This is a genomic window from Anaeromonas gelatinilytica (genome assembly GCF_016820635.1).
GTDB lineage: Bacteria > Bacillota > Clostridia > Tissierellales > SIT17 > Anaeromonas > Anaeromonas gelatinilytica.
Genome location: NZ_WSFU01000068.1, coordinates 26,039 through 51,346, shown reverse-complemented (window position 1 = coordinate 51,346; position 25,308 = coordinate 26,039). Strand labels below are relative to the sequence as shown.

24 protein-coding genes and 1 riboswitch are annotated in these 25,308 nt (G+C 29.8%); of the genes, 23 read left to right on the top strand and 1 reads right to left on the bottom strand.

Annotated features, from left to right (window positions below; all coding sequences use genetic code 11):
* Positions 1-190 precede the first annotated feature (190 nt).
* From GOQ29_RS05585 to GOQ29_RS05475, 23 genes are all read left to right on the top strand, one after another.
* Positions 191-1,063: an AraC family transcriptional regulator gene (locus GOQ29_RS05585; protein WP_203371661.1), complete on the top strand. Its 873-nt coding sequence runs from the start codon at positions 191-193 to the stop codon at positions 1,061-1,063.
* A gap of 236 nt (positions 1,064-1,299) precedes the next feature.
* Complete coding sequence (locus tag GOQ29_RS05580; RefSeq protein WP_350445976.1) at positions 1,300-2,529, top strand: ABC transporter substrate-binding protein; 1,230 nt, start codon at positions 1,300-1,302, stop codon at positions 2,527-2,529.
* Positions 2,530-2,531: 2 nt separating this feature from the next.
* On the top strand, positions 2,532-3,233 hold the full coding sequence (locus GOQ29_RS05575; protein WP_203371660.1) for a GTP-binding protein: 702 nt from the start codon (positions 2,532-2,534) through the stop codon (positions 3,231-3,233).
* The gene (locus GOQ29_RS05570; protein ID WP_203371659.1) at positions 3,226-4,236 is read left to right on the top strand and encodes an ATP-binding cassette domain-containing protein; all 1,011 of its coding nucleotides are present in this window, start codon (positions 3,226-3,228) and stop codon (positions 4,234-4,236) included. The genes GOQ29_RS05575 and GOQ29_RS05570 overlap by 8 nt, the downstream gene beginning before the upstream one ends.
* A gap of 379 nt (positions 4,237-4,615) precedes the next feature.
* A complete protein-coding gene (locus tag GOQ29_RS05565; RefSeq protein WP_203371658.1) occupies positions 4,616-5,410 on the top strand; it encodes an EcsC family protein in 795 nt (264 codons plus the stop codon).
* Between the two features lie 219 nt (positions 5,411-5,629).
* The gene (locus tag GOQ29_RS05560; protein WP_203371657.1) at positions 5,630-8,593 is read left to right on the top strand and encodes a sigma 54-interacting transcriptional regulator; all 2,964 of its coding nucleotides are present in this window, start codon (positions 5,630-5,632) and stop codon (positions 8,591-8,593) included.
* Between the two features lie 46 nt (positions 8,594-8,639).
* On the top strand, positions 8,640-9,257 hold the full coding sequence (locus GOQ29_RS05555) for a bifunctional 4-hydroxy-2-oxoglutarate aldolase/2-dehydro-3-deoxy-phosphogluconate aldolase (RefSeq protein WP_203371656.1): 618 nt from the start codon (positions 8,640-8,642) through the stop codon (positions 9,255-9,257).
* Positions 9,258-9,279: 22 nt separating this feature from the next.
* Entirely contained in the window at positions 9,280-9,741 is a 462-nt protein-coding gene (locus GOQ29_RS05550; RefSeq protein ID WP_203371655.1) for a PTS sugar transporter subunit IIA, read from the top strand.
* A 29-nt stretch (positions 9,742-9,770) separates the two neighbouring features.
* Positions 9,771-10,046: a PTS sugar transporter subunit IIB gene (locus GOQ29_RS05545; protein ID WP_203371654.1), complete on the top strand. Its 276-nt coding sequence runs from the start codon at positions 9,771-9,773 to the stop codon at positions 10,044-10,046.
* Between the two features lie 42 nt (positions 10,047-10,088).
* Positions 10,089-11,453: a PTS galactitol transporter subunit IIC gene (locus GOQ29_RS05540; protein ID WP_203371653.1), complete on the top strand. Its 1,365-nt coding sequence runs from the start codon at positions 10,089-10,091 to the stop codon at positions 11,451-11,453.
* A gap of 67 nt (positions 11,454-11,520) precedes the next feature.
* The gene (gene dgoD / locus GOQ29_RS05535) at positions 11,521-12,666 is read left to right on the top strand and encodes a galactonate dehydratase (protein WP_203371652.1); all 1,146 of its coding nucleotides are present in this window, start codon (positions 11,521-11,523) and stop codon (positions 12,664-12,666) included.
* Complete coding sequence (locus tag GOQ29_RS05530) at positions 12,644-13,495, top strand: Cof-type HAD-IIB family hydrolase (RefSeq protein WP_203371651.1); 852 nt, start codon at positions 12,644-12,646, stop codon at positions 13,493-13,495. The genes dgoD and GOQ29_RS05530 overlap by 23 nt, the downstream gene beginning before the upstream one ends.
* A 135-nt stretch (positions 13,496-13,630) precedes the next feature.
* A riboswitch (cobalamin riboswitch) is annotated at positions 13,631-13,816 on the top strand.
* Between the two features lie 515 nt (positions 13,817-14,331).
* Positions 14,332-14,934 carry a TetR/AcrR family transcriptional regulator gene (locus tag GOQ29_RS05525; protein ID WP_203371650.1) on the top strand — a complete coding sequence of 201 codons (603 nt, stop codon included), beginning with the start codon at positions 14,332-14,334 and terminating at the stop codon, positions 14,932-14,934.
* Between the two features lie 48 nt (positions 14,935-14,982).
* A complete protein-coding gene (locus GOQ29_RS05520; protein WP_203371649.1) occupies positions 14,983-15,837 on the top strand; it encodes an ABC transporter ATP-binding protein in 855 nt (284 codons plus the stop codon).
* On the top strand, positions 15,834-16,535 hold the full coding sequence (locus GOQ29_RS05515; protein WP_203371648.1) for a fluoroquinolone export ABC transporter permease subunit: 702 nt from the start codon (positions 15,834-15,836) through the stop codon (positions 16,533-16,535). The genes GOQ29_RS05520 and GOQ29_RS05515 overlap by 4 nt, the downstream gene beginning before the upstream one ends.
* Complete coding sequence (locus GOQ29_RS05510) at positions 16,532-17,248, top strand: hypothetical protein (RefSeq protein ID WP_203371647.1); 717 nt, start codon at positions 16,532-16,534, stop codon at positions 17,246-17,248. The genes GOQ29_RS05515 and GOQ29_RS05510 overlap by 4 nt, the downstream gene beginning before the upstream one ends.
* Positions 17,249-17,784: 536 nt before the next feature.
* Positions 17,785-17,994, top strand: a complete 210-nt coding sequence (locus tag GOQ29_RS05505) for a FeoA family protein (RefSeq protein WP_203371646.1) — start codon at positions 17,785-17,787, stop codon at positions 17,992-17,994.
* A gap of 14 nt (positions 17,995-18,008) precedes the next feature.
* Positions 18,009-18,230: a FeoA family protein gene (locus GOQ29_RS05500; RefSeq protein ID WP_203371645.1), complete on the top strand. Its 222-nt coding sequence runs from the start codon at positions 18,009-18,011 to the stop codon at positions 18,228-18,230.
* A gap of 28 nt (positions 18,231-18,258) precedes the next feature.
* Entirely contained in the window at positions 18,259-20,427 is a 2,169-nt protein-coding gene (gene feoB / locus GOQ29_RS05495; protein WP_203371644.1) for a ferrous iron transport protein B, read from the top strand.
* A 14-nt stretch (positions 20,428-20,441) separates the two neighbouring features.
* Entirely contained in the window at positions 20,442-20,582 is a 141-nt protein-coding gene (locus tag GOQ29_RS05490) for a FeoB-associated Cys-rich membrane protein (protein ID WP_203371643.1), read from the top strand.
* A 450-nt stretch (positions 20,583-21,032) separates the two neighbouring features.
* Positions 21,033-21,656: a TetR/AcrR family transcriptional regulator gene (locus tag GOQ29_RS05485; RefSeq protein WP_350445977.1), complete on the top strand. Its 624-nt coding sequence runs from the start codon at positions 21,033-21,035 to the stop codon at positions 21,654-21,656.
* A gap of 14 nt (positions 21,657-21,670) precedes the next feature.
* Positions 21,671-22,564, top strand: coding sequence for an ABC transporter ATP-binding protein (locus GOQ29_RS05480; RefSeq protein WP_203371641.1), 894 nt, complete (start codon positions 21,671-21,673; stop codon positions 22,562-22,564).
* Positions 22,564-24,168 (top strand): ABC transporter permease, encoded by a 1,605-nt coding sequence (locus tag GOQ29_RS05475; protein WP_203371640.1) that lies wholly within the window; start codon positions 22,564-22,566, stop codon positions 24,166-24,168. The genes GOQ29_RS05480 and GOQ29_RS05475 overlap by 1 nt, the downstream gene beginning before the upstream one ends.
* 36 nt (positions 24,169-24,204) lie before the next feature.
* Here the strand turns inward: GOQ29_RS05475 and GOQ29_RS05470 are convergent, their stop codons facing one another.
* Positions 24,205-25,167 (bottom strand): AEC family transporter, encoded by a 963-nt coding sequence (locus GOQ29_RS05470; RefSeq protein ID WP_203371639.1) that lies wholly within the window; start codon positions 25,165-25,167, stop codon positions 24,205-24,207.
* Positions 25,168-25,308 lie beyond the last annotated feature (141 nt).

Here is a 25,308-nt window from a genome sequence, read left to right as displayed (position 1 = left end):
AACAATCGTGTGCATAGCTGTATTTAAGTCAGAGAGTCTATTTGTTAATGCAAATAGAAGCACCCTCTGAATATTTTATTCAGGGGGTGAGGTTCACTATAATAAAATTAACCCTACACAATTGTGCAAGAAATGTCGGATTAGTATCATGAATCTTTGTTATTCTATTGATAAGAGGAGGTCATGAAAAATGGATTCACTTAAAAAAATGAATGAAGCATTGAATTATATTGAAGAAAATATTACTAATGATATTGATTTTGAAAAAGTTGCAAGATTAGCTTGTTGTTCTAAATATCATTTTCAAAGAATGTTTTCTTTTCTAGCAGGTGTTACACTGTCTGAGTATATCCGTAGAAGACGTCTTACTCTTGCAGCTTTTGAACTAAACAATAATGATATAAGAATTATTGATATTGCAATTAAATATGGTTATAGTTCTCCAGATTCTTTTACTAGAGCTTTTCAAAGTTTGCATGGCATAACACCTTCAGAAGCTAGAAATAATGGTCATTCACTTAAGGCCTATCTATCAATGACCTTTCAATTATCAATTAGAGGAGGAAGTGAAATGAATTATCGAATTGTAGAAAAAGGAGAATTTAGTATAGTTGGTATTATGAAAAGAGTTCCTATTGTATTCGAAGGAGAAAATCCAGAGATTGCATTTATGTGGAAGAGTTTAAATGAAGAGAAAATTAGCAGACTTAAAGAGCTCTCTAATGTAGAGCCATCAGGAATTATTCAAGCATCAACGAATTTTTCTGATGGAAGAATGGAAGAAAAGGGAGAACTGGATCAATATATAGGAGTAGCGACAACCCATGAATGTCCTGACGATTTTGAACAACTTGAAGTTCCTGCCTCAACATGGGCAGTGTTTGAATCTGTAGGTCCATTTCCTAATACACTACAAAATATATGGGGGCGTATCTATTCAGAATGGTTTCCATCATCTAATTATGAAATAGCAGAGGGACCAGAAATTTTATGGAATGAAGATAAAGATTTAACTTCACCAAATTTTAGAAGTGAAATATGGATACCAGTTTTGAAAAAATAGGTTGGCTTTAAGTATTTTTATTAAACTTAATAATATGTTTTATACTTCCTCAAATATCAATTTGAGGAAGTATTCTGTTTATGGGATATTTTAATAGTATAAAAAATAATTATGAATGGGTAGGAAAGATTAGTAAATAAGGATAAATATATATGTGATGAATATCACATTCTAAGAAATATATTTATGGTATTATACAATTAGATGTGAAATCCATTTTATGGAGAAGGGAGATTGTGGCGAGATTGGATAATAAATATTTTGATATAAAAGATACTTTATATGATATTACTGAGAAATATGATGAAGCAATTGAATTATTAGTTTCTGTAGGATTTGACAATATGAAAGATGATAATATGAGAAAATCATTTGGGAAATCCGTTTCACTAGAAAATGCTTTAAAACTAAAAAAAATTAATATTGATACTTTTGTTTCACAAGTAATAGAGAGAATTGAAAATAATGGAGATAAAATTAATCAATCATCTAAAGAAAAAGATTCTATAGAAATAACTGGAGTATTGCCTTGTCCTGTTAGAGTACCTTTAACAGAAGCTTTTGAAAAATGGTTAGAGGATAAAAACTTGGATTTCAATTTAGAGTATGAGCTAAAAGCTGCATCTTCAGGAGTTGATTGGTTAGAAGATATTTTAAAAGAGAAAACAGAAAAAGAGCTTCCTGATATATTTATGTCGGCAGGTTTTGATTTATTTTTTGATAAAAATTTATTTGGTAAATATAAAGGAAAAGATATATTTCAAGATATAACAGATTTTACGAAGTATAATAAAGATTTTAATAATGATTATATAAACTTAAAGGATCCTAATAATCAATATGCCATGTTAGGGGTTGTACCAGCTGTCTTTTTAGTAAATGAGGAAGAATTAAATGGAAGAGAAGTACCAACAAGTTGGGAAGAATTATTGCAACCAGAATTTGAGAATAGTGTGAGTTTACCAATAGGAGATTTTGATTTATTTAATGCGATCTTATTAAATATTTATAAGTTACATGGTGAAGAAGGAATTAAAAAATTAGGTAAGATATTAAAAACAAGTATGCATCCATCGGAAATGGTTAAATCCCATAGAAGGAAATTTGCAAAACCAGTAGTTACTATAATGCCGTATTTCTTTACCAAAATGACTACTAGGGGAGGTCCTATGACTCCTATATGGCCTAAGGATGGAGCTATAATAAGTCCAATATTTATGTTAAGCAAAAAGGAGAAAAAAGAAGAATTAAAACCAATCGTTAACTTTTTTGCTTCAAAGGAAGTAGGAGAGATATTATCTCATAATGGGAAATTTCCAAGTATTAACCCTGATGTTGATAATATGATTCCAGATGAAAATAAATATATGTGGTTAGGCTGGGATTATATAGAGAATAATGATATTTCAGGTTTAATAGTAAAATGTGAAAATATATTTAATGATGTCGTGAAGGGAGATAAATAAATATGAATTTAGTAACTGTCTCAGGCCCTCCTTCTTCAGGAAAAACTTCTGTAATATTAAAAACCATAGAGGCTATTAAAAAAAGAGGATTATCAGTAGGAGTAGTGAAATTTGATTGTTTATATACAGATGATGATAAGCTTTATGAGAAGGCAGGTGTACCTGTTAGAAAGGGATTATCTGGGGCACTATGTCCAGATCATTATTTTGCAAGTAACATTGAAGAGGTTGTAAAATGGGGCAATAAAAAGAATTTAGATTTATTAATAACTGAAAGTGCGGGATTGTGTAATAGATGTTCTCCTTATTTAAAAGGAATCCAATCCATATGTGTAATAGATAATTTGAGTGGTATAAATACTCCTAAAAAAATAGGACCTATGTTAAAAACTGCAGATATTATCGTTATAACAAAAGGAGATATTGTATCTCAAGCAGAGAGAGAAGTTTTTGGCTCTAAAGTTAATTCAGTAAATCCACAAGCAGTAACAATACATGTAAATGGTTTAACTGGACAAGGAGCTTTTGAATTTAGTACTCTTTTATATGATGAAGATGAAAATATTGAAACTGTTAACAATAGACAATTAAAATTTCCAATGCCATCAGCATTATGCTCATATTGCTTAGGTGAAACTAGAATAGGAGAAGAGTATCAAATGGGAAATGTAAGGAAAATGGAGTTGAGCGATAAAAATGGTTAAAATAAAAGAACTTGAATCTATAAAAATAAAAAATTTGGAGAAACAATATCCTTTTATATTATCTTTTTTTCAAGATAATAAGCTAGATGTAGAAGAATATGAAGAGTATACATTAAAAGAATATTTAAATCATTTTACAGAAGAAGAAATTGAAGAGTGGGCAATAGATGTTGAAAAGATAAAATTAGATTTAGAATCATATATTAATCAGATGATTGAATTTTTAGGTTTAGAAAAGGATACAGTTGATTCTATAAGCATAATTGCAGGCAAGGATAAACATGGAAACAAAGAAAATTTTGAAGAATTGACTATTAATAAGAGTGAAATCGTATCTATAGTTGGTCCAACTGGTGCTGGGAAAAGTAGGTTATTGGCAGATATAGAATGGGCTGCTAATAAAGATACTCCTACAGAGAGAGTTATACTTGTAAATGGTAAGATACCTGATAAAAGCCTTAGATTTTCAACAAGTAATAAGCTAGTTGCACAATTATCTCAAAACATGAATTTTATAATGGATTTAACTGTAAGAGAATTTTTAGAATTACATGCAAAGAGTAGAATGATAGACAACGAAGAAGAAGTGATTAAGAAAATAATTGAAGCTGCAAATGAATTAGCAGGAGAAAAGTTTGATTTAGATACCCAAGTTACAGGTTTAAGTGGCGGACAATCTAGAGCATTGATGATAGCAGATACTGCAATATTAAGCACTTCACCTATAGTTCTTATTGATGAAATAGAAAATGCAGGAATAGATAGAAAAAGAGCTCTAAACCTTCTCGTTAATGAAGAAAAAATTGTTTTAATGGCAACCCATGATCCTAGTTTAACTCTTATGGCCGATAAAAGAATTGTAATAAAAAATGGTGGAATTCATAAAGTAATAGACACAGGTGCTGAAGAAAAAGGGATATTAAAAGAGTTAGAAAAGATGGATGATATTATTAATACGATGAGGGCAAATCTTAGAAAAGGTGAGGTACTAAAAAATAAATAGTTTTAAGTAGTATTTTAGAACTTTAAGATAAGTTTTATGACAGTAAATGTTATAAAGCTTTATTTTTTTATTGACTATGATAAAGAAGAAAAAGAGTAGTTATAATGTCCAAGTAATGAAATAGAGGAAGTATTAAAAATGAGTGAAAATATTATTGAAACAAAAAATCTTACTAAGAGGTTTGGAAAGTTTACAGCGGTGGATAATGTAGATTTAATTGTGATAGTTTTATGCTTCAAAGGATTTTTATAAATATCATGTATAATGGAGTTGTTCACAATGAATGTTCTGATAGATTAGGTTAATAATGATCTATAGATATTGATTATTTAAAAGTAAGTAATATAATTATAGTATATCCAATAGGAAGGGGGAAAATATGAAAAAAGAATTAAATAAGCAATTTAAAAGACTAAAGAGGCGAGAGAATAGGATTTTAAATAAAAGAGAAAGTAAATTATTAAAATCTAAAGTAGATCCTGTTATGGATAAAATTCAAAGTAAAATACCTGATAAATTAAAAATCACTTTAGAAACTGTTTTTTTAAAGGGATTTCAGTTAGTATTTGAAAAAGGTACTGGATATATTGAGAAAACCTATGATAAGGATAAAATCAAATTAGAACATGATTTAAATAACTATAGGATAGATAAAGAAAAAGGAAAAAAATATTTCAAAAAGCTAGATAAACAAGCTAATAGATCTAAGATGATGAATTCATCCTTATCAATTTTAGAGGGAGGAGTACTGGGGTTATTGGGAATTGGGCTACCGGATATTCCTCTTTTCATATCAGTTATAATGAAAAATATGTATGAAATTGCCCTTAGTTATGGATATACTTATGAAAGCAAAGAAGAAAAGGCCTATATTCTTCTTATAATAAGTGGAGCTATGGTAAAATATGACAGAAAGAGTGAGTTTAGTAAACAGATAGATAAACTGGCTAATGATATAGACAGTGGTACACATACTGAAATAGATTTAGAAGAACAAATGAAAATTACAGCTAAGATATTATCAGAGGCAATGTTAACTGCAAAATTTATTCAAGGGATTCCTATTGCAGGAGCAGTAGGGGGAATAGTAAATTATAATATTATAAGAAAAATAGGTAAATATGCTAGTTTAAAATATAAAAAGAGATATATATTTAAAAAAAGTAGAAATTAATAGGAATAATATACTCCTCTTGTAGTAGATAGTTAAAATGTCACTACAAGGAGGAGTATTTTTTATACTAGAGTTTTTATCATTGAATTTTTTAGATATACAAATTGTTTTAAAGTCTTTAAAAGAAAAATTGTTATATAATAAAATAGTGGCATATGCGACAATATCTATTGCATTTTTCTGATATTTTAGTTTTATTATTATGAAAGGATGGATGATATGGAAGAAAGGGTAATTCAATTAATTAAAAATGAAGATAAGAAAAATCCTTTAAGTGATGAACAGATTGCAAAAAAACTTAGTATATTTAGAGAGAATGTAACTACTATAAGAAATAAATATAATATACAAAATTCTAGGGAAAGAAGAAATAGATTATTAGTCCAAGATATTAAGAAATTAATAGAAGAGCATGGGGATCTATCTGTGCGCAAATTGACAAGGCTTTTAAATGATCAGGGCTATGATGTGGGGAAGTTTGTAATTGGAAGTTTAAAAAAGGAATTAGAAGAAATACAGGAATTTAAGCCCATAAAGACAGAAAAAGAGAAACATTTAGATTTGATTCAGGATGAGACTTCCAGTGAGAAGGCATTAAAGGAAAAATCTCAGAATGCTTCAGATATATTTAGTGCATTCATAGGATACGATGGAAGTATGAAAAGTCAAATAAGTAGAGCAAAAGCTGCTATATTATATCCACCCTACGGTCTTCACACTTTAATTTATGGTCCATCTGGTGTAGGTAAAAGCTTTTTAGCAGAAATGATGTACAAATATGCTGTTAAAATTCGTAATTATAGGGAAAATATCCCCTTTTATGAATTCAATTGTGCTGATTATGCAGATAACCCACAATTACTGTTGACTCAATTATTTGGATACAATAAAGGTGCTTTTACTGGCGCAGTAGTAGACAAACCAGGAATTGTAGAATTTTGTGACGGAGGAATATTATTTTTAGATGAAATACATAGATTAACACCTAAAGGACAGGAAATGCTCTTTTATTTAATTGACAAAGGAAAATTTAGAAGATTAGGAGAGATAGATACTCAGCGTAAAAGCACTGTGATGATCATTGGAGCTACTACAGAAAATCCTGAAAGCACGTTACTTTTAACATTTCGAAGAAGAATTCCTATGCTCATTGAAATTCCTCCAATTAAAGATCGACCATTAAGTGAGAAGCTTCAATTTACTCAGAATAATTTCATGACAGAAAGCAGAAGAATTGGTTGCGAACTTCAAGTAAAAGAAGATGTACTTAAATGCCTGTTAGATGCAGAGTACCAAGGGAATTTAGGACAACTAAAATCTGATATACAAGTATGCTGTGCTAAGGCATTTTTAGATGCGAAAATTAGACATAAAGATACTATTGTAGTAAGATTAGATAGTTTGTCAGAAGAATTAAAGGAAAGTTATGATGACAGATTAGTAAGAAAAGAAATAAATGATTTAATTTATAGTGATATTTACTATTCACCGGAAGATAATATTGTATATGAACAATCAGCCATAGAGCGAAGTAAGAATATATATGATGAATTAGACTATAAATATGAGGAAATGAAAAGACAGGGCATATCGAAAACAAAAATTAGTGGAGTGTTATCTCAGGAATTAGAAAAGACTTTGTCCAAATATATAAAGAATGTAGAAAATTATAAATTTAGTCTTCAAGAAGTATCTAGTATTGTAGGAGATAAGATTCTTAATATTACAAAAGAAATCTATGAAAATGCTAAAAAGTCGTTACCTTCTTTAAGAAATACTATTATTTTCCCACTAGCAATACATATTAATATGGCTATGGAACGTGTTAGAAGTAACAAGGGAATTAATAATTTAAACTTAAAAGCAATTAGTGAGCAATCCCCAAAAGAATATACAGTGGCAAAGAAAATAGTAAAAATAATCCAACAAAAATATTATATTAATCTTTTAGAAGAGGAAATAGGATTTTTAGCAATGTATTTTAAAAATTTTCAAAGTCACAGTCAAATGAATAAAGAAAAGATAGGACTGCTAGTCGTATCCCATGGTAAAGTGGCTTGTGGCATGTCTGAAACGGCAAATACCATCATGGGTACAGATTATGCTGTTGGTCTAGAGATGAATTTTCAGGATTCTCCTTCTTCTATGATCGATAAAGTAATAAACGTGGTAAAGCAGATTGACCAGGAAAAGGGATGCCTTATATTGGCAGACATGGGTTCTCTTACAACAATGGGAGGAAAGATTGAGAGAGAAACTGGAATTTCAGTACGAATAGTGGCAAGAGCTGATACTCTTATGGTAATAGAGGCTATTAGAAAAGTGCTATGGACTTCTAAATCTCTTGATCAAATAGCTGAGGAACTTGATATAAAAAATAATGGAACTTTACAAACAAAGGAAAAGAACAATCAAGAGCTTAAAGATAAGGACAAACAAAATGTAATCCTCTGTCTTTGTATCACGGGAGAAGGTGTAGCAAAAACAGTAAGAAATCACATTAGGACTTATTTGGAAGAGGATTTAAAAAATATTACTATACTGACCAAAGGATATATAGAAGGAGAAAAAGTAGAAAATATTATTGAATCCATTGCAAAAAATTATCGAATTGTTGCAGTCGTTGGGACCATAGATCCACAAGTCATGGGATATCCTTTTATATCTGTAACAGAAATATTTAAGTCTCAAGGATTAGATAAATTACAAAGAATGATTAAACGTCATAATTTATTTGAAGAAAATCATTTAAATGAAGTCATTAAATCAGAAAATATTTTTGTGAATCCTAGATACACTTATAAAGATGAAGTGATAGATAATGCTATTAATAAATTGATAAAGGATGGATATGTGAAACCAGAGTTTTTACTTAGTGTATACAAAAGAGAAAGTCAAATGACCACATATTTGGAAGGCGGTATTGCTATTCCCCATGGTTATACAGAACTCGTTACAAAACCAGTCATATCTATCACAAAACTGGACAACCCTATTATTTGGGATGGAGTGAACTTTGTAGATATTATTTTTGTATTGGCTCTTAATGAAAATTCAAAAAAATATTTTGATGAATTATATTCAATAATTTCTAATAAATCTTTACTTTCTGCAATTCGTAGTAGCCAATCGAGTGAAGAAATTTTAAACATTTTGTGTATAAATACAAAACCAGTCAAATAGTTGGCACCTTTCTTGCTTTATTATAAGGCAAGGAAGGAGCTTTGAAATGAATATTAATAAATTTTCCAAAATTACTATTATATTAAGAGGATATCATTATTCTCAAGTCAGAACGGTTGTAAAAAATCTGATAGGTACTAAACTTCAAGCTGTTGAAATTACTATGAACACGCCGAATGCTTTGAGCATAATAGAAAAGATTAATTATGAATTTGGCGATTTCATTCAAGTAGGGGCAGGTACTATTATGACCTACCAAGAAGCAGAAGCAGCTATAAGAAAAGGTGTTAAGTTTATCTTATCGCCAATAATGTTAAGTCAAGAAATAATCGATTTATGTAGGAAAAATGATGTTTTATCTGTTCCAGCAGCATTTTCACCTACTGAGATGAAAACACTTCTTGATCTTAAAGCTGATATTATAAAGCTTTTTCCAGCATCGAGGCTGGGAAGCAAGTATATTTCTGATGTTCAAGCACCATTAGGTGAATTTCCAATTATGGCTGTTGGAGGAATCAACGCTGAAAATGTCCAGGAGTATTTTGATGCAGGAGCAAAATTTGTAGGAATAGGAACAGGTATTTTCAAAAAAGAAGATATATTAAATGAAAATGAAGAAGGATTAAGAGAATCCATTCAGTACTTTGAATCAAAATTAAAATAAGTAATATTGAAAAGGAGACAATATGAGCGAAATTAAATTTAACAAATCACTTATACTAAAACTAAATAAAGAAAAAAACAATACAGAAGTGTTATCAACCTTGGCAGAATATTTATGTAAACATGGGTTGGTAAAGGATACTTATAAGAATGCAATTCTATCTCGTGAAGAAGAATATCCAACCGGTTTGTTTACAGGAAATATAAATATAGCTATTCCCCATACTGATATACAGCATGTGAACCAAGCAGCTATCTGTGTAGGGATTTTAGAAAATCCAGTAAAATTTCATGCCATGGATAATCCAGGCAAGAAGATAGATGTAAGTCTTATTATTATGCTAGCATTAACAGAAGTACATGGACATGTGAACATGCTTCAAAAAGTTATAGAATTAATTCAGAATCAGAAATTAGTAAAGGAGATTATTCAATCTAATAATTCAAAAACAATTTATAAAGTGATTAAAGAACAATTATTATAAAAATATTTAAATTATAGGAGGAAAAGAAAATGAAAAAAGTATTAGTAGCATGTGGGAATGGAATTGCAACATCAACAGTTGTAGCTAGTAAGATTAAGGACAGATTAGCAGATGAAGGAATTCAAGCAACGATAACACAATGTAAGTTATTAGAAGTTCCTTCAAAAGCAGAAGATTATGATTTAGTGGTAACAACAGGAAATTATGTTGGGAAAATATCCACACCTATTGTAGGAGCTATATCGCTATTAACAGGTATTGGACAAGAAGAAATATTTGAAAAAATATTATCTTATTTGAAATAATTATATGAATAGAAATAATAAAATATATGGAGGGATGCACAAATGGAATTTATGTATAACGCATTTAATTTGCTTTTAGATGCTGGAGCAACTGTTTTACTTCCAGTTATAATTACAATCGTAGGATTGATATTTGGATTGAAATTATCAAGAGCATTTCGTTCTGGCTTAACAGTTGGAATTGGTTTTGCTGGGATCCTTTTGATTATTGACATGATGAAAGAAAATCTTGGACCAGCAGCACAAGCAATGGTTAAAAATTTTGGTATTAAATTAGATATTATAGATGTGGGCTGGGGCTCTATAGCAGCAGTTACATGGGCTTCACCAATTATAGCAATTTTAATTTTTGCTATATTAGCAACAAATATTATTATGCTTTTATTAAAAGCAACTGATACGTTAGACGTTGATATTTGGAACTATCATCATATGGCAATTGTAGGAATTATGGTTTATTTTGTAACGGAAAACGTTATATTGGGGATATTAGCAACTGTAGTTATGGCTATTGTTACATTTAAACTCTCTGACTGGACAGCACCACTTGTTGAAGACTTCTTTGGAATCCCAGGGGTTTCCCTTCCAACCATGTCAGCATTATCTTCTGTTATAATAGCAGCACCATTAAATTGGCTATTAGACAGAATTCCTGGAATTAATAAAATTAATTTTGATATTAAAGATGTACAGAAATATCTTGGATTCTTTGGAGAACCAGCAGTAATTGGGCTAATACTTGGAGGTGCTATTGGGATATTAGCAAAATATCCAATATCAGATATTCTTGGATTAGGTGTTAGTATGGCAGCAGTAATGGTATTGATTCCAAAGATGACATCTCTGTTTATGGAAGGATTAATGCCTATTTCAGAAGCAGCACAGAACTTTATGCAAACTCGATTCAAAGGTAGAAATTTCTTAATTGGTCTTGATGCAGCAGTTGTTGTAGGGAATGAGCAAGTAATTACAACATCATTAATCATTATACCATTAACAATAGCAATGGCATCAATACTACCAGGAAACCGTGTACTACCATTTGCGGATTTAGCGGTTGTAACGTTCAGAGTTGCAATGGTAGTGGCAATTGCTCGTGGAAACATATTTAAAAGTATCGTAATGGGTCTTGTTGCGATGGCAGCAGTTCTTTTGGCGGGTACAGCAACAGCACCTGTATTGACAGAGTTAGCCGCATCTGTAGGTGTTAATATTGGAGATGGTTTAATAACTTCATTTGCTGCAACAAGTTTGACAGTGAGTTATCTTGTATATAAAACATTTATTAGCAATTTAGTAATCAGTATTCCTATTCTTATAATTATATTGATAGGTGTTTGGGTATTTATGAAGAAGTTAAGCGAGAAAAGAACACAAATCTTAGCTTCACAGCAATCAGATAAATAATGAAAGTTATTTTAAGTAAATATTTTATTGTATTTTATAATTACAGCTAGGGAAGGAATGGTCAAAAATGATTATATCAGATGTTAAGGTATATACTGTAAAACCAAGATGGATATTTGTAAAAATCACTACCAATAATGGGTTTGAAGGCTGGGGTGAGATGGTGTCAGGGACAAAGACTGAAACTGTTGTAGCAGGAGCATATGAAATGTCAAGAAGAATTATTGGACGTAACCCATTAGAAATAGAAAAACTTTGGCAAGAGTTATATCGTGTATTCTTTAAGGGAGGTCCTATTAATATGACAATCATCTCAGGATTTGAGATGGCTTTATGGGACATTAAAGGAAAATATTATAATGCACCTGTTTATGAGCTACTTGGGGGTTCAGCAAGAGATAGAATAAAAGTATATTCTTGGATTGGAGGAGATCGTCCAAGTGATGTAGTTGATGACGCACGGGATAGAGTAAATAGGGGATTTGACTCTATTAAGATGAATGCAACTGAAGAGCTACACTATATTGATAGCTTTAAAAAGATAGATGAAGTTGTAGAACGTGTAGCAGCACTTCGTGAAACATTCGGTATGGATTTAAATATAGGGATTGATTTTCATGGAAGAGTACACAAACCAATGGCTAAGGTCTTGGCAAAGGAGTTAGAATCATATCGTCCTATGTTCTTAGAGGAAGTAGTATTAAGTGAAAATCAAGAAGCTTTTAAACAAGTAGCAGATCATGTTACAGTTCCTCTAGCAACTGGTGAAAGATTATATACTAGATGGGAGTTTAAAAACATATTGAGCAGTGGACATATAGACATAATACAGCCTGATGTGGCACTTACTGGTGGTATTTTGGAAACAAGAAAGATCATTGCTATGGCTGAAGCTTATGATATTGCAGCTGCACCACATGCACCTTATGGTCCAATAGCATTGGCTGCAACTCTACAAGTGGATGTTTGTAGTCCAAATGTATTTATTCAAGAGCAATCACTAGGAATTCATTATAATAAGGGTTTTGATCTTCTTGATTTTGTTGAGAATAAAGAGATATTCCAATATAAAGATGGATTTGTTGGATTACCAGATAAGCCTGGCTTAGGTCTAATTATTGATGAGGAAAAGGTGAAAGAAGTTGCAGCAGAAGGACTACAATGGTCTAATCCTAATTGGAAGAATTATGATGGAACAAAAGCAGAATGGTAGAAAGGTAAATCTTATAGCACTTGATATGGATGGAACTTTATTATCTGATGATAAGACATTGTCAGCAAAGAACAAGAGAGTATTAAATCAGGCTATAAATAAAGGTATTATTATTGTTCCTGCTACTGGAAGACCGATGGCAGGTATGCCTAAAGAAATCTTAAAGAATGAAGACATTAAATATGCTATCTGTTCTAATGGGGCAGCTGTGGTAAATCTTAGAGAAGATAAAGTATTATATAGTTGCTATCTAAAGCAGGAAATAGTTATTCAAATCATTGAAGCTTTGCGTCCTTTAGATCCTATTTTAGATATATTTGCAGAAGGGAGAATATTTACAGAACATAGAAATATAAAACGGCTTAATGAGTTCTTAATTCCAGATAATATGATTCCATATATTTATGATACGAGAACTTGTGTGGATGATATTTTAGATCTTGTAAAGGTAGATAAATTACATATAGAAAAAGTAAATCTATTTTTCCAAAATTTAAATATGAGAAGTCATGTAGAGATGAAATTAAAGAGTATATCTGAAGTTTCTATAACCTCTTCATTAAATAATAATCTTGAGGTTAATCACAAAAATGCAAATAAGGGCTTTGCTTTAAGGCGGTTGGCAGGACATCTTGGATTATATATGGAAGAAGTTATGGCTTGTGGTGATAGTAATAATGATATAGAAATGTTAAATGCAGCAGGACTAGCTATTGCTATGGAAAATGGAACTGATGCAATAAAGTGTGCTGCAGATGCTGTGACATTGTTGAATGAAGAGAGTGGAGTAGCGGTTGCAATTGAAAAATATGCACTATTAGACACATAATATTTTCCATTAAAGATATTATTTAGGCACTTGGATATAATTTTCCAAGTGCTTTTTGTGTGCGTTGTGCATGGATAAAAAAATTCATATAAGAAACTTGACAATTTGAAAGAATGATGATATATTTTAGTCAAATTGAATAAGAAGACTATTGGTACAATCTATCAAGAGGTTGTTTAAAAGGGAAGTCTGGTGAAAAACCGACACGGTCCCGCCACTGTAATGGATAGAACCTTATTTAAACCACTGTGTAAATCATGGGAAGGTATAAGGTTTGTTATATTCCTAAGTCAGGAGACCTGCCAATGTTAACAACGCTATTTATTACTCACGAGGATGGGGAAGTGTCATTTAAAAAGTAGGATTATCCTGCTTAAATTCGATAATACCCTTTCTATTTTAGAAAGGTTTTTATTTTGTAATAAATCAGCAAATTTTCGCTGATTTTTTTATTTTTAACAGTTAGATTATAAAATCTGCTAATTATACCTTATAATTATTTATTTTAATTTAGTGAGAATCTTTATAATTTATAGGTGTAAATGATATACTAAATTATTTATTATAAGTGATTGGTGGTACTATCCTATATAGAATAATCTATCTGTTAATATATTAGATATTGAAATCTGGTAAGATAGTTGCATATGGTACACCAAAAGAAATCCTTACTAAAAAAATAATAAATGAATTATATGGAGTAGAATGTAGAATTATTGAAAATCAAGATATTGGAACTTTAAATATAGTATATAAATCATTTTAAGTATAAAATTTAATAGATATTGACATATAAAAGATATTGTATTATACTAAAAAAAAGCAGGTGATTTTTAATGCAAGTAAAAAAAGATGAAATAAGGCAATCTATTCTAAAAGAAGCCGAAAAAGAATTTTTAGAAAAAGGTTACCAAAATGCTTCTATTAGGAAAATAGTTAAACTTGCAGGAACTACTATAGGTAATTTTTATAATTACTTTGAAAATAAAGGAGCATTATTTAAATTATTGGTAGAAAAAGAATATAGAAACTTTCAGTTTTTCATGGAAAATCATGAGAAGATAGAAAGACCAGATTTTCTATGGAATATTTCTGATGTTAGTCAGTGGCGAAAGGTTTTAGGAGAATTAATTATCCGTATGATGCCTTCTTTTTCCGATGGTTTCGTGCTCTTAATCGAATGTAGTGCAGGAACTCCTTATGAAAATACTCGCTTGGAAGCTATTAACTTAATGAAGGAACATTTTATTGACCATATGGAGCGATTTAATCCTGCTAGTAAAGATCCTTTACTAGCAGAAATAATTTCAGAACAATTATTAAGCGGTCTTATAACTATCTTAAAAAAACATAAGGATGAAAAAACTAGAAAGCGTCTTATAACTGAACTATTTTTATTCTATTTTATCGGAGCTATGGGACTTATAGGGAAGTGGTAATTTTTTTTAACTCAAAAAAGAACACGTGATTTTAAAAGGAGGATATATATGATTAGAGTTTCTGAAATGGATTTTACATATGAAAAATCTAAGAAAAAGGCAATTAAAGGAATTAACTTTAATATTGAAAAAGGAGAAATATTCGGATTCTTAGGTCCCAGTGGTGCAGGGAAAACAACGACTCAAAGAATTCTTATCGGACTGCTTCGTGGCTACCAAGGTAGTGTTGAGATAATGGGAAAAGAAAGGAGGATGTTGAGTAAGGATTTTTTTGAAAACATTGGAGTTGCATTCGATTTTCCTAATCTATATCAGAAACTGACAGCTATAGAAAATTTAAAACTAATAGGTTCTTATTATAAAAATAACTGTTTAAATATTGATGAACTACTAGAGAGAGTGGGACTGTTGGGAGATAAGGATAAAAAGGTAGAAGGGTTCTCAAAAGGAATGAAAATGAGGCTTAATTTTATTCGCTCAATTATGCATGATCCAGAGATTCTATTCTTTGATGAACCAACTTCTGGCCTTGACCCTATTAATGCAAAAATAGTTAAGGATATGATAGTAGAATTAAAAGAGAGAGGAAAGACAGTATTTTTAACTACTCATAATATGACTGTAGCTGAACAGCTCTGTGATAGGGTTGCGTTTATTGTAGATGGCGGTATCCCTGTTATTGATAGACCTGATAATTTGAAATTAAAGTACGGTAAACATACGGTTAAAGTTAAATATGTTGAAAATAATGTATTAAAAAAAGAAGAATTTCCAATGGATTCCATTTCTCATAATTCAAACTTCTTTCAAATTCTAAAGTCAAAAAATATTAAAACAATACATAGCCAAGAAGCAACTTTAGAAGATATTTTTATCAAACTTACAGGGAGGGAATTATTATGAGAACTATAAAAGCGCTTAAAGCGGATGTGCTTTTTCAATTAAAGCAGGGTTTTTATATTGTATATATAGTTCTTATTCTTATATATATGCTAATAATCAGTCAACTTCCCAGCGATGCAAGTAAAATTGCTATTCCTCTTATTATTTTTGGGGATCCTTCTATTGTAGGATTTTTCTTCATTGGTGGAATAGTTATGTTGGAAAAAATACAAGGAGTACTTCAATACATTGTCGTAACCCCTCTTAGAATACGAGAATACTTGCTATCAAAAATCATATCACTTAGCATACTTGGTGAAATTGCTGGTATTATTATTGGTGCTACCACCTACAGAGAATCTATTAACTGGCTTCTTTTAATGGTAGGAATCTTAATATCTTCCGTGTTTTTTACTCTTTTAGGATTCCTAACGGTTACAAGATCTGATAGTGTTAATGAATATTTTATCGATATGATACCGTATATGTTTATTGGTATTCTTCCTTGTTTTTCTTTAATAGACTTCCCTTATAACTGGTTATTTAATATTTTCCCCAGTGTTTTGGGACTTAGATTAATATTTGGTGCATTTTATGGAATATCAGCAGCCAATGTGTCTTTTTTTATTATTTCAGGGATTATTACAAATATACTTTTATTTAATTATACTGAAAATGTCTTTGAGAATAGAATTGTTTATGGAGGTGAAAGTAAATGATAAGTACTACTTCTTTGAAAGCAGATTTTAAAATGATGATAAGAGAGCCTCTACTTATTTTATTTATGTTCATTCCAATATTTATTTTTGTAGTATTCAAACTCTTGATAGTATTTTTTGTTCCCGTACTATACAATATGACCGGATTTAATTTGGAAAATTATTATGGATATGTTCTTTCTGCGTCTCTACTATTTACTCCTAATATGTTAGGAGCTGTTGTAGCTTTCTTAATGATTGATGAGCGGGATGCTAAAATATATGAATTAATGTCCGTTACTCCTTTAGGTTCTGTAGGATATATATGTAATAGACTAGTAATACCATTTATATTAAGTATAATATACACTTTTATAGGATATTATATCTTAAATATATTTTATATTCCCACATTTACTTTAGCTCTTATTAGTATACTTCTTGGTATTGATTCAATAATTATAGGACTTTTATTATTTACAGTGGCTGACGATAAAGTAAAGGGACTCACCTATGCTAAAGGCTTTGGTGTCTTTACTATCTTAGCACTTATTGATTTATTAAAATTACCATGGGCCAGTTTTTTAGGAGCACTGTTGCCTTTTTATTGGGTAACAAGATTAGTTAATGATTCTTCTAATATAATATTAGTACTAAAATCAGTGGTAATTCACGGATTATGGCTTTTTATCATAATAAATTTTTGCCGTAAATCCAATACCAATTCTAAATAAACCATTAATTCTAAGGTATATCTCCGGAACACTTACTAGCTATCTCAGGTAAGTGTTCTTTTCTAATCCCTTTTTAAATACTATACAACTTAGTATTTTTTCTGTTTTATTTTTATAAACTAAGTAATATAATGATTTAATATCAATTTTATAGAATCATAACAAAGTAAAACTTAAAATTCCTTGGATGTTTTATAAAAACCTAATTTTAAATAAAAAGGGATTTTATGAAATTAGTTGATTCAATTAGATTTATAAAGAAACAAATGCTAATGAGATTTATTTAAGGATTAGATTTTATAAATATCAGTTCTGTTTCAAGATAGATATATTATATATCTATCTTGAAATTGATGTTTGAGGGTATTTTTTATTTGTAAAATTTTAATTAATTTCATTGACACATTTAAAAAAAATTGATACTATATAATTAGATGATGATAATAATTATCAATATCATATTAAAATTACTATTACTTTCTATTGATTTTAATACATAATTTGATTAATACGATATAGTTGGAGGTGAATTAATTATGCCACTTACCTTTGCTGAAGTAGGGAAACAAAACTTAATTAAGAAGATAAATGGGAAGAATAAAACAAAAAATTTTTTAGAAAGTCTTGGATTCATAGTAAATGAGAAGGTTACAATTGTATCAAAATTTCAAGGAAATCTTATCGTAAATATAAAAGGTACGAGAGTAGCGATTGATAAAACTATGGCAAATAGGATTATGATTTAAAAGGAGTTGATGATGTGAAAAGATTAGAAAATATAGAGCCTGGTAGCACTGTAAAAGTCAAAAAACTTGATGGTAAAGGTGCTGTAAGAAGAAGGATTATGGATATGGGAATTACTAAAGGAACAAAAATATTTATTCGTAAAATTGCTCCATTAGGAGATCCTATAGAAGTAACTGTAAGAGGATATGAGTTATCATTAAGAAAAGAAGATGCGAACAAAATAGTTGTAGAATAAAATGTATATGAATAAGGGGGAATTATAATTGAATATTAATTTAGCACTTGTAGGTAATCCTAATAGTGGTAAGACTACAATGTTCAATGAACTTACAGGTTCATCACAATATGTGGGTAATTGGCCTGGTGTTACAGTTGAAAAGAAACAAGGAAAACTTAAGAAGCATAAAGATATTTCTATAATAGATTTACCAGGTATATATTCGTTATCGCCATATACTTTGGAGGAAGTAATTACTAGAGATTATCTTATTGATGAGAAACCAGATGTAATTATAAATATAGTTGATGCTTCTAATATGGAGCGTAATCTTTATCTTACTACACAATTAGTAGAAACGGGTATTCCTACAGTAGTTGCATTGAATATGATAGATGTTGTAAATAAAAATGGTGACAAAATTGATGTAGCAGAACTTTCTAAAGAATTGGGATGTCCAGTTATAGAGACTTCGGCTATTAAAGGTAATGGTATTAGAGCTTTGGCTAGTGAATCTATAGAACTGGCAAAGAGTAATAAAGAAAATATCATTAAGAACATATTTAGTGATAAGATAGAAGATAGTATAAACGAAATTTCTGAATTAATTAAAAATGATATTGATGATGAAAGTAATAAATATTGGTATTCGATAAAATTATTTGAACAAGATGAAAAAATTATTGATAAATTGAATTTGAGCGAAACTAAGCAAAATAAAATAAAACAAATAGTAGAAAAACTTGAGGAAGAGTTTGATGATGATGCAGAAGGTATAGTTACCACTGAACGATATAATTATATAGAAAAAGTTATATTTAAATGTTATAAAAAAGTATATAGAGAGATGACTAATTCAGATAAAATAGATTCTATTGTAACAAATAAATGGCTTGCATTGCCCATATTTTTTGGAATATTATGGCTTATTTATTATGTATCAATATCTACAGTAGGAGATTGGACAATAGGATATGTTGAAGACTTTTTTGGAATAATTCAAGATGGTTCTATATCTGTTTTAACTAATCTTGGCGCATCAGAATGGACGCTTGATCTTGTGGGTAATGGAATTATAGGTAGTATAGGTGCCATATTTACTTTTGTACCACAATTAATGATATTATTTTTCTTCCTTTCTTTATTAGAAGATAGTGGATATATGGCTCGTGTGGCATTTATTATGGATAGGATTTTTAGAAAGTTTGGGCTATCTGGAAAGTCATTTATACCTATGTTAATAGGAACAGGGTGTTCTATACCAGGTATAATGGCAAGTAGAACTATTGAAAATGAGAAAGATAGACGAATGACTATTTTGCTTACACCTTTTATACCTTGTGGAGCAAAACTTCCTGTATTTGCAATGTTTATTGCTATGATGTTTTCTGAGCAAACATGGGTAGGACCATCAATTTATATTATTTCAATATTTACTGTTATTATATCTGGTATATTTTTAAAGAAAACAAAGTTTTTTGCAGGAGAACCCGCGCCTTTTGTTATGGAACTTCCAACTTATAAAATTCCAAGATTAAAAGGTGTAGCAATTCATATGTGGGAAAAGGCAAAGTCTTTTATTAAAAAGGCTGGAACCATAATATTTGTATCTAGTGTTGTAATATGGTTATTACAATCATTTAGTTTTTCATTAGAATATTTACCACCTGAAAGAGTATCTGAAAGTATGTTAGCAGGAATTGGTGAAGCTATTAGATGGGTGTTTGTACCTCTTGGATTTGGAGATTCATGGGCACCAGCTGTTGCATCAATGACAGGACTTATTGCGAAGGAAGTTGTAGTAGCTACATTTGCATCTGTAGGTAATGCTATGCCAATTCAGTTTACTCAGGTAACTGCTTTTGCATTTATGATATTTACACTTTTTGCAGCACCATGTTTTGCAGCAATAGGAGCAATGAGGAGAGAGTTTGGTAACTGGAAATTGACATTATTTGCTGTTGGCTATCAAACTGGGTTAGCATATATATTAGCATTATTAGTTAATGCAATAGGTAGTATTATATTTAAAGGTAGTCAGGTTACAACATCAAAAACTCTTAATATTTCAGCTATGGAAGAAGCATCAGAATCAGCAGTCGTTAATGGTGATATTGTACTTATTGTATTTGGGATAATTCTTTTAGTAGCTATTGCAATAGGAGTTACAAATAAGATAAGAAATTCAAAAAAACATATAGCTGTTTCTAAGTAGAAAGGATGGGAAACATGGTTGATTTCATTGTTGTAGCAATTATAGTCACTGCATTAATTTTTTCTATATATAGTATCAGAAAAAAGAAAAATCAAGGTGGTTGTGCAGGCTGTAGTGGTTGTAGTATTTCAGAAAAGCATAATAAGTGTAGTTAGATTTTATTTATACTGAGGATAGTATTATTGTCCTCAGTATTTTTATTTAGGTTTTGGAAATGTGAAATTAAAATCTCAATTTGTTTTAAAAGTATAAATAAATTTTGTAAAGTTAGGCGTTTAGTCTAGCTTTTTCTGTTGCATACTATTTTATTAGATATATAATTATATAAAATATAAAAAAGATATTTGTTGAAAAAATATATGAATAAAAACTAATATGAAGTTATCATAATATTTATATCAGATGAAAATAATTGAGATTTTAAAACTCATCAGGTTTAATAAAGTGTAATTTATAAATTAGACACTTTGAATTTCTGAAGATTTTTTATAATTATTCATAAAAAATGAGGAAATATTTCTTGACTAATATGGTCTACTGATGGTATAATTTTTTATAGACCGACATGGTCGAAGTATGAAATTCCTATTAAGGAGTGATTCACAATTATAGAAAAATTTCTAAAATTAGATTCTGAGAAACAACAGAGAATATTAGATGCAGCATTTAAAGAATTTGCTGATCAAGGTTATGAACGTGCTTCAACAAATACTATTGTAAAGGAGGCTGGTATAGGAAAGGGAATGCTTTTTTATTATTTTAAAAGTAAGAAAGAGCTTTTTAATTATTTAATTGATTATGGAATAAATTATTTGATTGATGAGTATTTAAATCGGATAAATGAAAATCAGTCAGATTTCATTGGAAAATATAGGGAAGTAGCTAAGATAAAAATGAAAGCATATGCTAAAAATCCTTATATTTTCAATTTCTTTGGAACTTTTTATATAAATAAAGATGTAGAGTTATCAGAGGAATTACAAGAACGATTTACAAAATTGAGGGATTTAGGTTTTTCTAAACTCTTTAAAAATATAGATACATCTTTATTTAGAGAGGATATAGATTCAGATAATATAATTAAATTAATTAATTATACAATAGAGGGTTATGAAAAGCATCTAATTAATGATTTTAAAGGTCAAAAATTATCATCAGTTAAATTGGATCCTTATTGGGATGAGTTTGATGATTTTTTAGAGCTATTAAAAAAAATTTATTATAAATAGGAGGGGGTATAAGAATGTCAATCTTAAAAATAGATAATTTAACTAAAAAATTTGGGAAATTTACTGCTTTAAATAGAATTAATATTGAGGTGAATAAAGGAGAAGTTTATGGATTTATAGGACCTAATGGAGCAGGTAAAAGTACTACAATTCGTGTATTACTTGGTATATTAAAGGCAACTGAAGGTAAAGCGACGATTTTTGGTAAGGATGCTTGGAATGATGCAGTTGAAATCCATAAAAAAATAGCATATGTTCCTGGTGATGTAAACTTATGGTCTAATCTTACTGGGGGAGAAGTTATAGATTTATTTGTAAAACTTCGTGGTTCTAATAATAAGAATCGTCGAGAACAACTTATTAAGAGATTTGATTTAGATCCATCAAAAAAATGTAGAACTTATTCAAAGGGTAATAGACAGAAAGTTGCATTAATTGCTGCTTTTGCATCAGATGCAGAACTTTATATTTTGGATGAACCAACATCAGGCTTAGACCCACTAATGGAAAAGGTGTTTCAAGAATATGTAATGGAAGCTAAGGAATCAGGAAAAAGTATTTTACTTTCTAGTCATATTCTATCTGAAGTAGAAAGATTATGTGATAGAGTTAGTATCATTCGTCAAGGTGAAATTATTGAATCTGGAACTTTAAATGAAATGCGTCATTTAACTAGAACAAGTGTTTTTGTAGAGACAAGAGAACCAATAAAATCTTTAAGTACAGTTAAAGGTGTTCATAAAATTCAAGAGAAGGATAATACAATCTCTTTCCAAGTGGATACAGAAGAACTAAGCAATGTAATAGAATATGTAAATCAATTTAAAATAGTTAAATTGGAAAGTGCACCACCTACATTGGAAGATTTATTTATGAGACATTATAAAGGAGACGGAGGTGAGTTATAATGCCAAAAGAATTATATTATAATACAGGAAAACTTACCCGTTTTATATTACGTCGTGATCGTATTCGTATACCTATTTGGTTAATTGCAATTACATTGATTACATTAATTATTGTTCCTGCTTTTTCTGAGATGTATCCTAGTCAAATAGAAAGACAGGGAATGGCTGCTACCATGGAAAATCCTGCTATGACTGCAATGGTAGGGCCAGGGTATGGCTTAGATAATTATACAGTTGGGGCAATGATGGCTCATATGATGCTTCTTTTTACTGCTTTAGCTGTAGCTATTATGAGCATATTATTGGTTTCTCGACATACTAGATTGGATGAAGAGGAAGGACGTATTGAAATGATTCGTTCTCTTCCTGTAGGAAGATTGTCTAATTTAGCATCAACTACTATTGTTTCTATTATTACTAATATAATTTTAGCCATAATTGTAGGATTTGGATTATATGCTTTAGGTATTGAAAGTATGGATTTGAATGGTTCAATATTATATGGAGTTGTATTAGGAGCTACTGGAATTTTCTTTACATCTATTACAGCATTATTTGTACAACTTTCATCTAGTGATAGAGGAGCAATTGGATTTTCTTTTACATTTTTAGGATTAGCTTATCTTGTACGTGCAATTGGTGATATTAGCAGCGAAACCTTAGCAAGAATTTCACCTTTAGGATTAGTTTTACGTACTGAAGTATATGTAAATAACTATTGGTGGCCAATTTTAATTGTTATAGTTGAGTCACTAATTATATTGGCATTCGCTTATTATTTGAATTCAATTCGTGATTTAGAGGCTGGATTTATACCCGCAAAACCAGGGAGGAAAACTGCATCATCATTTTTACAAAGTCTATTTGGTTTGGGGTTAAGGCTTCAACGTACGGCTATAATTTCTTGGTTTATTGGTATGTTTATTCTAGGAGTTTCATATGGATCAGTATTTGGCGATTTAGAGTCTTTTTTTGAGACTAATGAAATGATACAACAAATATTACCTCCTGGAGAAGGACTTTCCTTAACAGAACAATTTTTAACAATGCTTATGGCAATTATATCCATGATTTGTACTATTCCTGCTTTAATCATGGTTTTAAAAATTAAGGGTGAAGAGAAAAGAAATAGAACTGAACATCTATTGGCTAGAGCAGTATCTCGCAATCATATAATGGGAAATTTTTTAGCAATATCTATTATAGTTGGTTTTATTTCATTGTTTCTTGCAGTAATAGGGTTATGGTCTGCGGCATCAGCAGTAATGGATGATCCTATTGCCTTTAGTACTATGTTTAAGGCTGCAATGGTTTATTTACCAGCGATGTGGGGGATGGTTGGTTTAGCAGCATTATTGATTGGATTGATACCTAAATTAACAGGTTTAACTTGGTTATATCTAGGATATTCCTTCTTTGTTGTATATCTAGGAGATATATTACAAGTTCCTGAATGGATGACTAAATTGTCACCTTTTGGGCATGTTCCTAAAATACCAATTGATGATATGAATTTTACTATAATTTCAGTATTAACTCTCATAGCAGCATCTTTAGTTGCAATTGGGTTTATAGGATATAATAAGAGAGATATACAAGGTTAATTATATATTCCCTCAGACTAAAGTCTGGGGGTCTTTTTATAATGGGAATAATATTCCAGCTATATATACTACAATTGATAATGTGATTGCACTAAAAATTGTAGAGGTCATAACAACTTGAGATGCAAATTCAGGTTCATTATTATGTTCAACAGATATTAGAGCAGTATTAACTGCAGTAGGCAATCCGGAGGACACCATAAGGGTTTGAGCTATTATAGAATCTATATTTAAAAGCTTAATTAATACAAAAGCAATGATAGGGCCACCTAAAAGCCTGACAAAATTAGAAAGATAGACTGTATTATTTCTAAAGGTTATTTTAGTTTTTGACAACTGAACTCCTAAGACTATTAAAGCAAATGATATCATACCCTCCTTAGCATAGACCAAACCAGACCAAATAGGGTTTTTAGTTATATCATAAGGAAGAAATTTTAGTATTATAGCTAAGGGTATCATATATATAACAGGTATTTTAAATACACTTTTTAAAGAATTTTTCCAGTCGGTACTTCCTCGGCTTGCATTGTAAAATCCAATAGTATTGGTAAAAATATTTTGAGTTATATATATAATTATTTGAGTAGATAATGCTATATCAAGATAAGGATTGACACCATTAACAATAAAGGCATTATTACTAAAGATTAAAGTTATTAAAGGAATGCCAATATTACCTGAATTAATGAAAGATATAGAATTAATAAATGCATTTCCTAGGGACTTTTCAAATCCTAGAATATTGGGTATTAATATTCCTATTAGATAATTGATAGTAATTAATAATATTGCAAACAAAAAAACCTTCACCATTCCTATTTCTAAATCTGTAGTGTAAAGTTTTACTAAGAGAAATGAAGGTACAAAAACATAGAAATTCAACTTGCTTAATGTATATATATCAAAGTTGAATTTTTTATTTAATATGAAACCTATAGTAATTAGAAAGAATATTGGCATTATGTTATTTATTAAAATGTAAAAGAATATATTCATTATAAAGTCTCCTATCAGTATATTAATATTTTAGTTTACTAAGATATTTTATCATAAAATATTAAAGCATGAGATTAAGAATAAGAAATATAAAATTTTAATAAACTTATTAACAGGGTAAATCTAATTATTTTTGTAGCC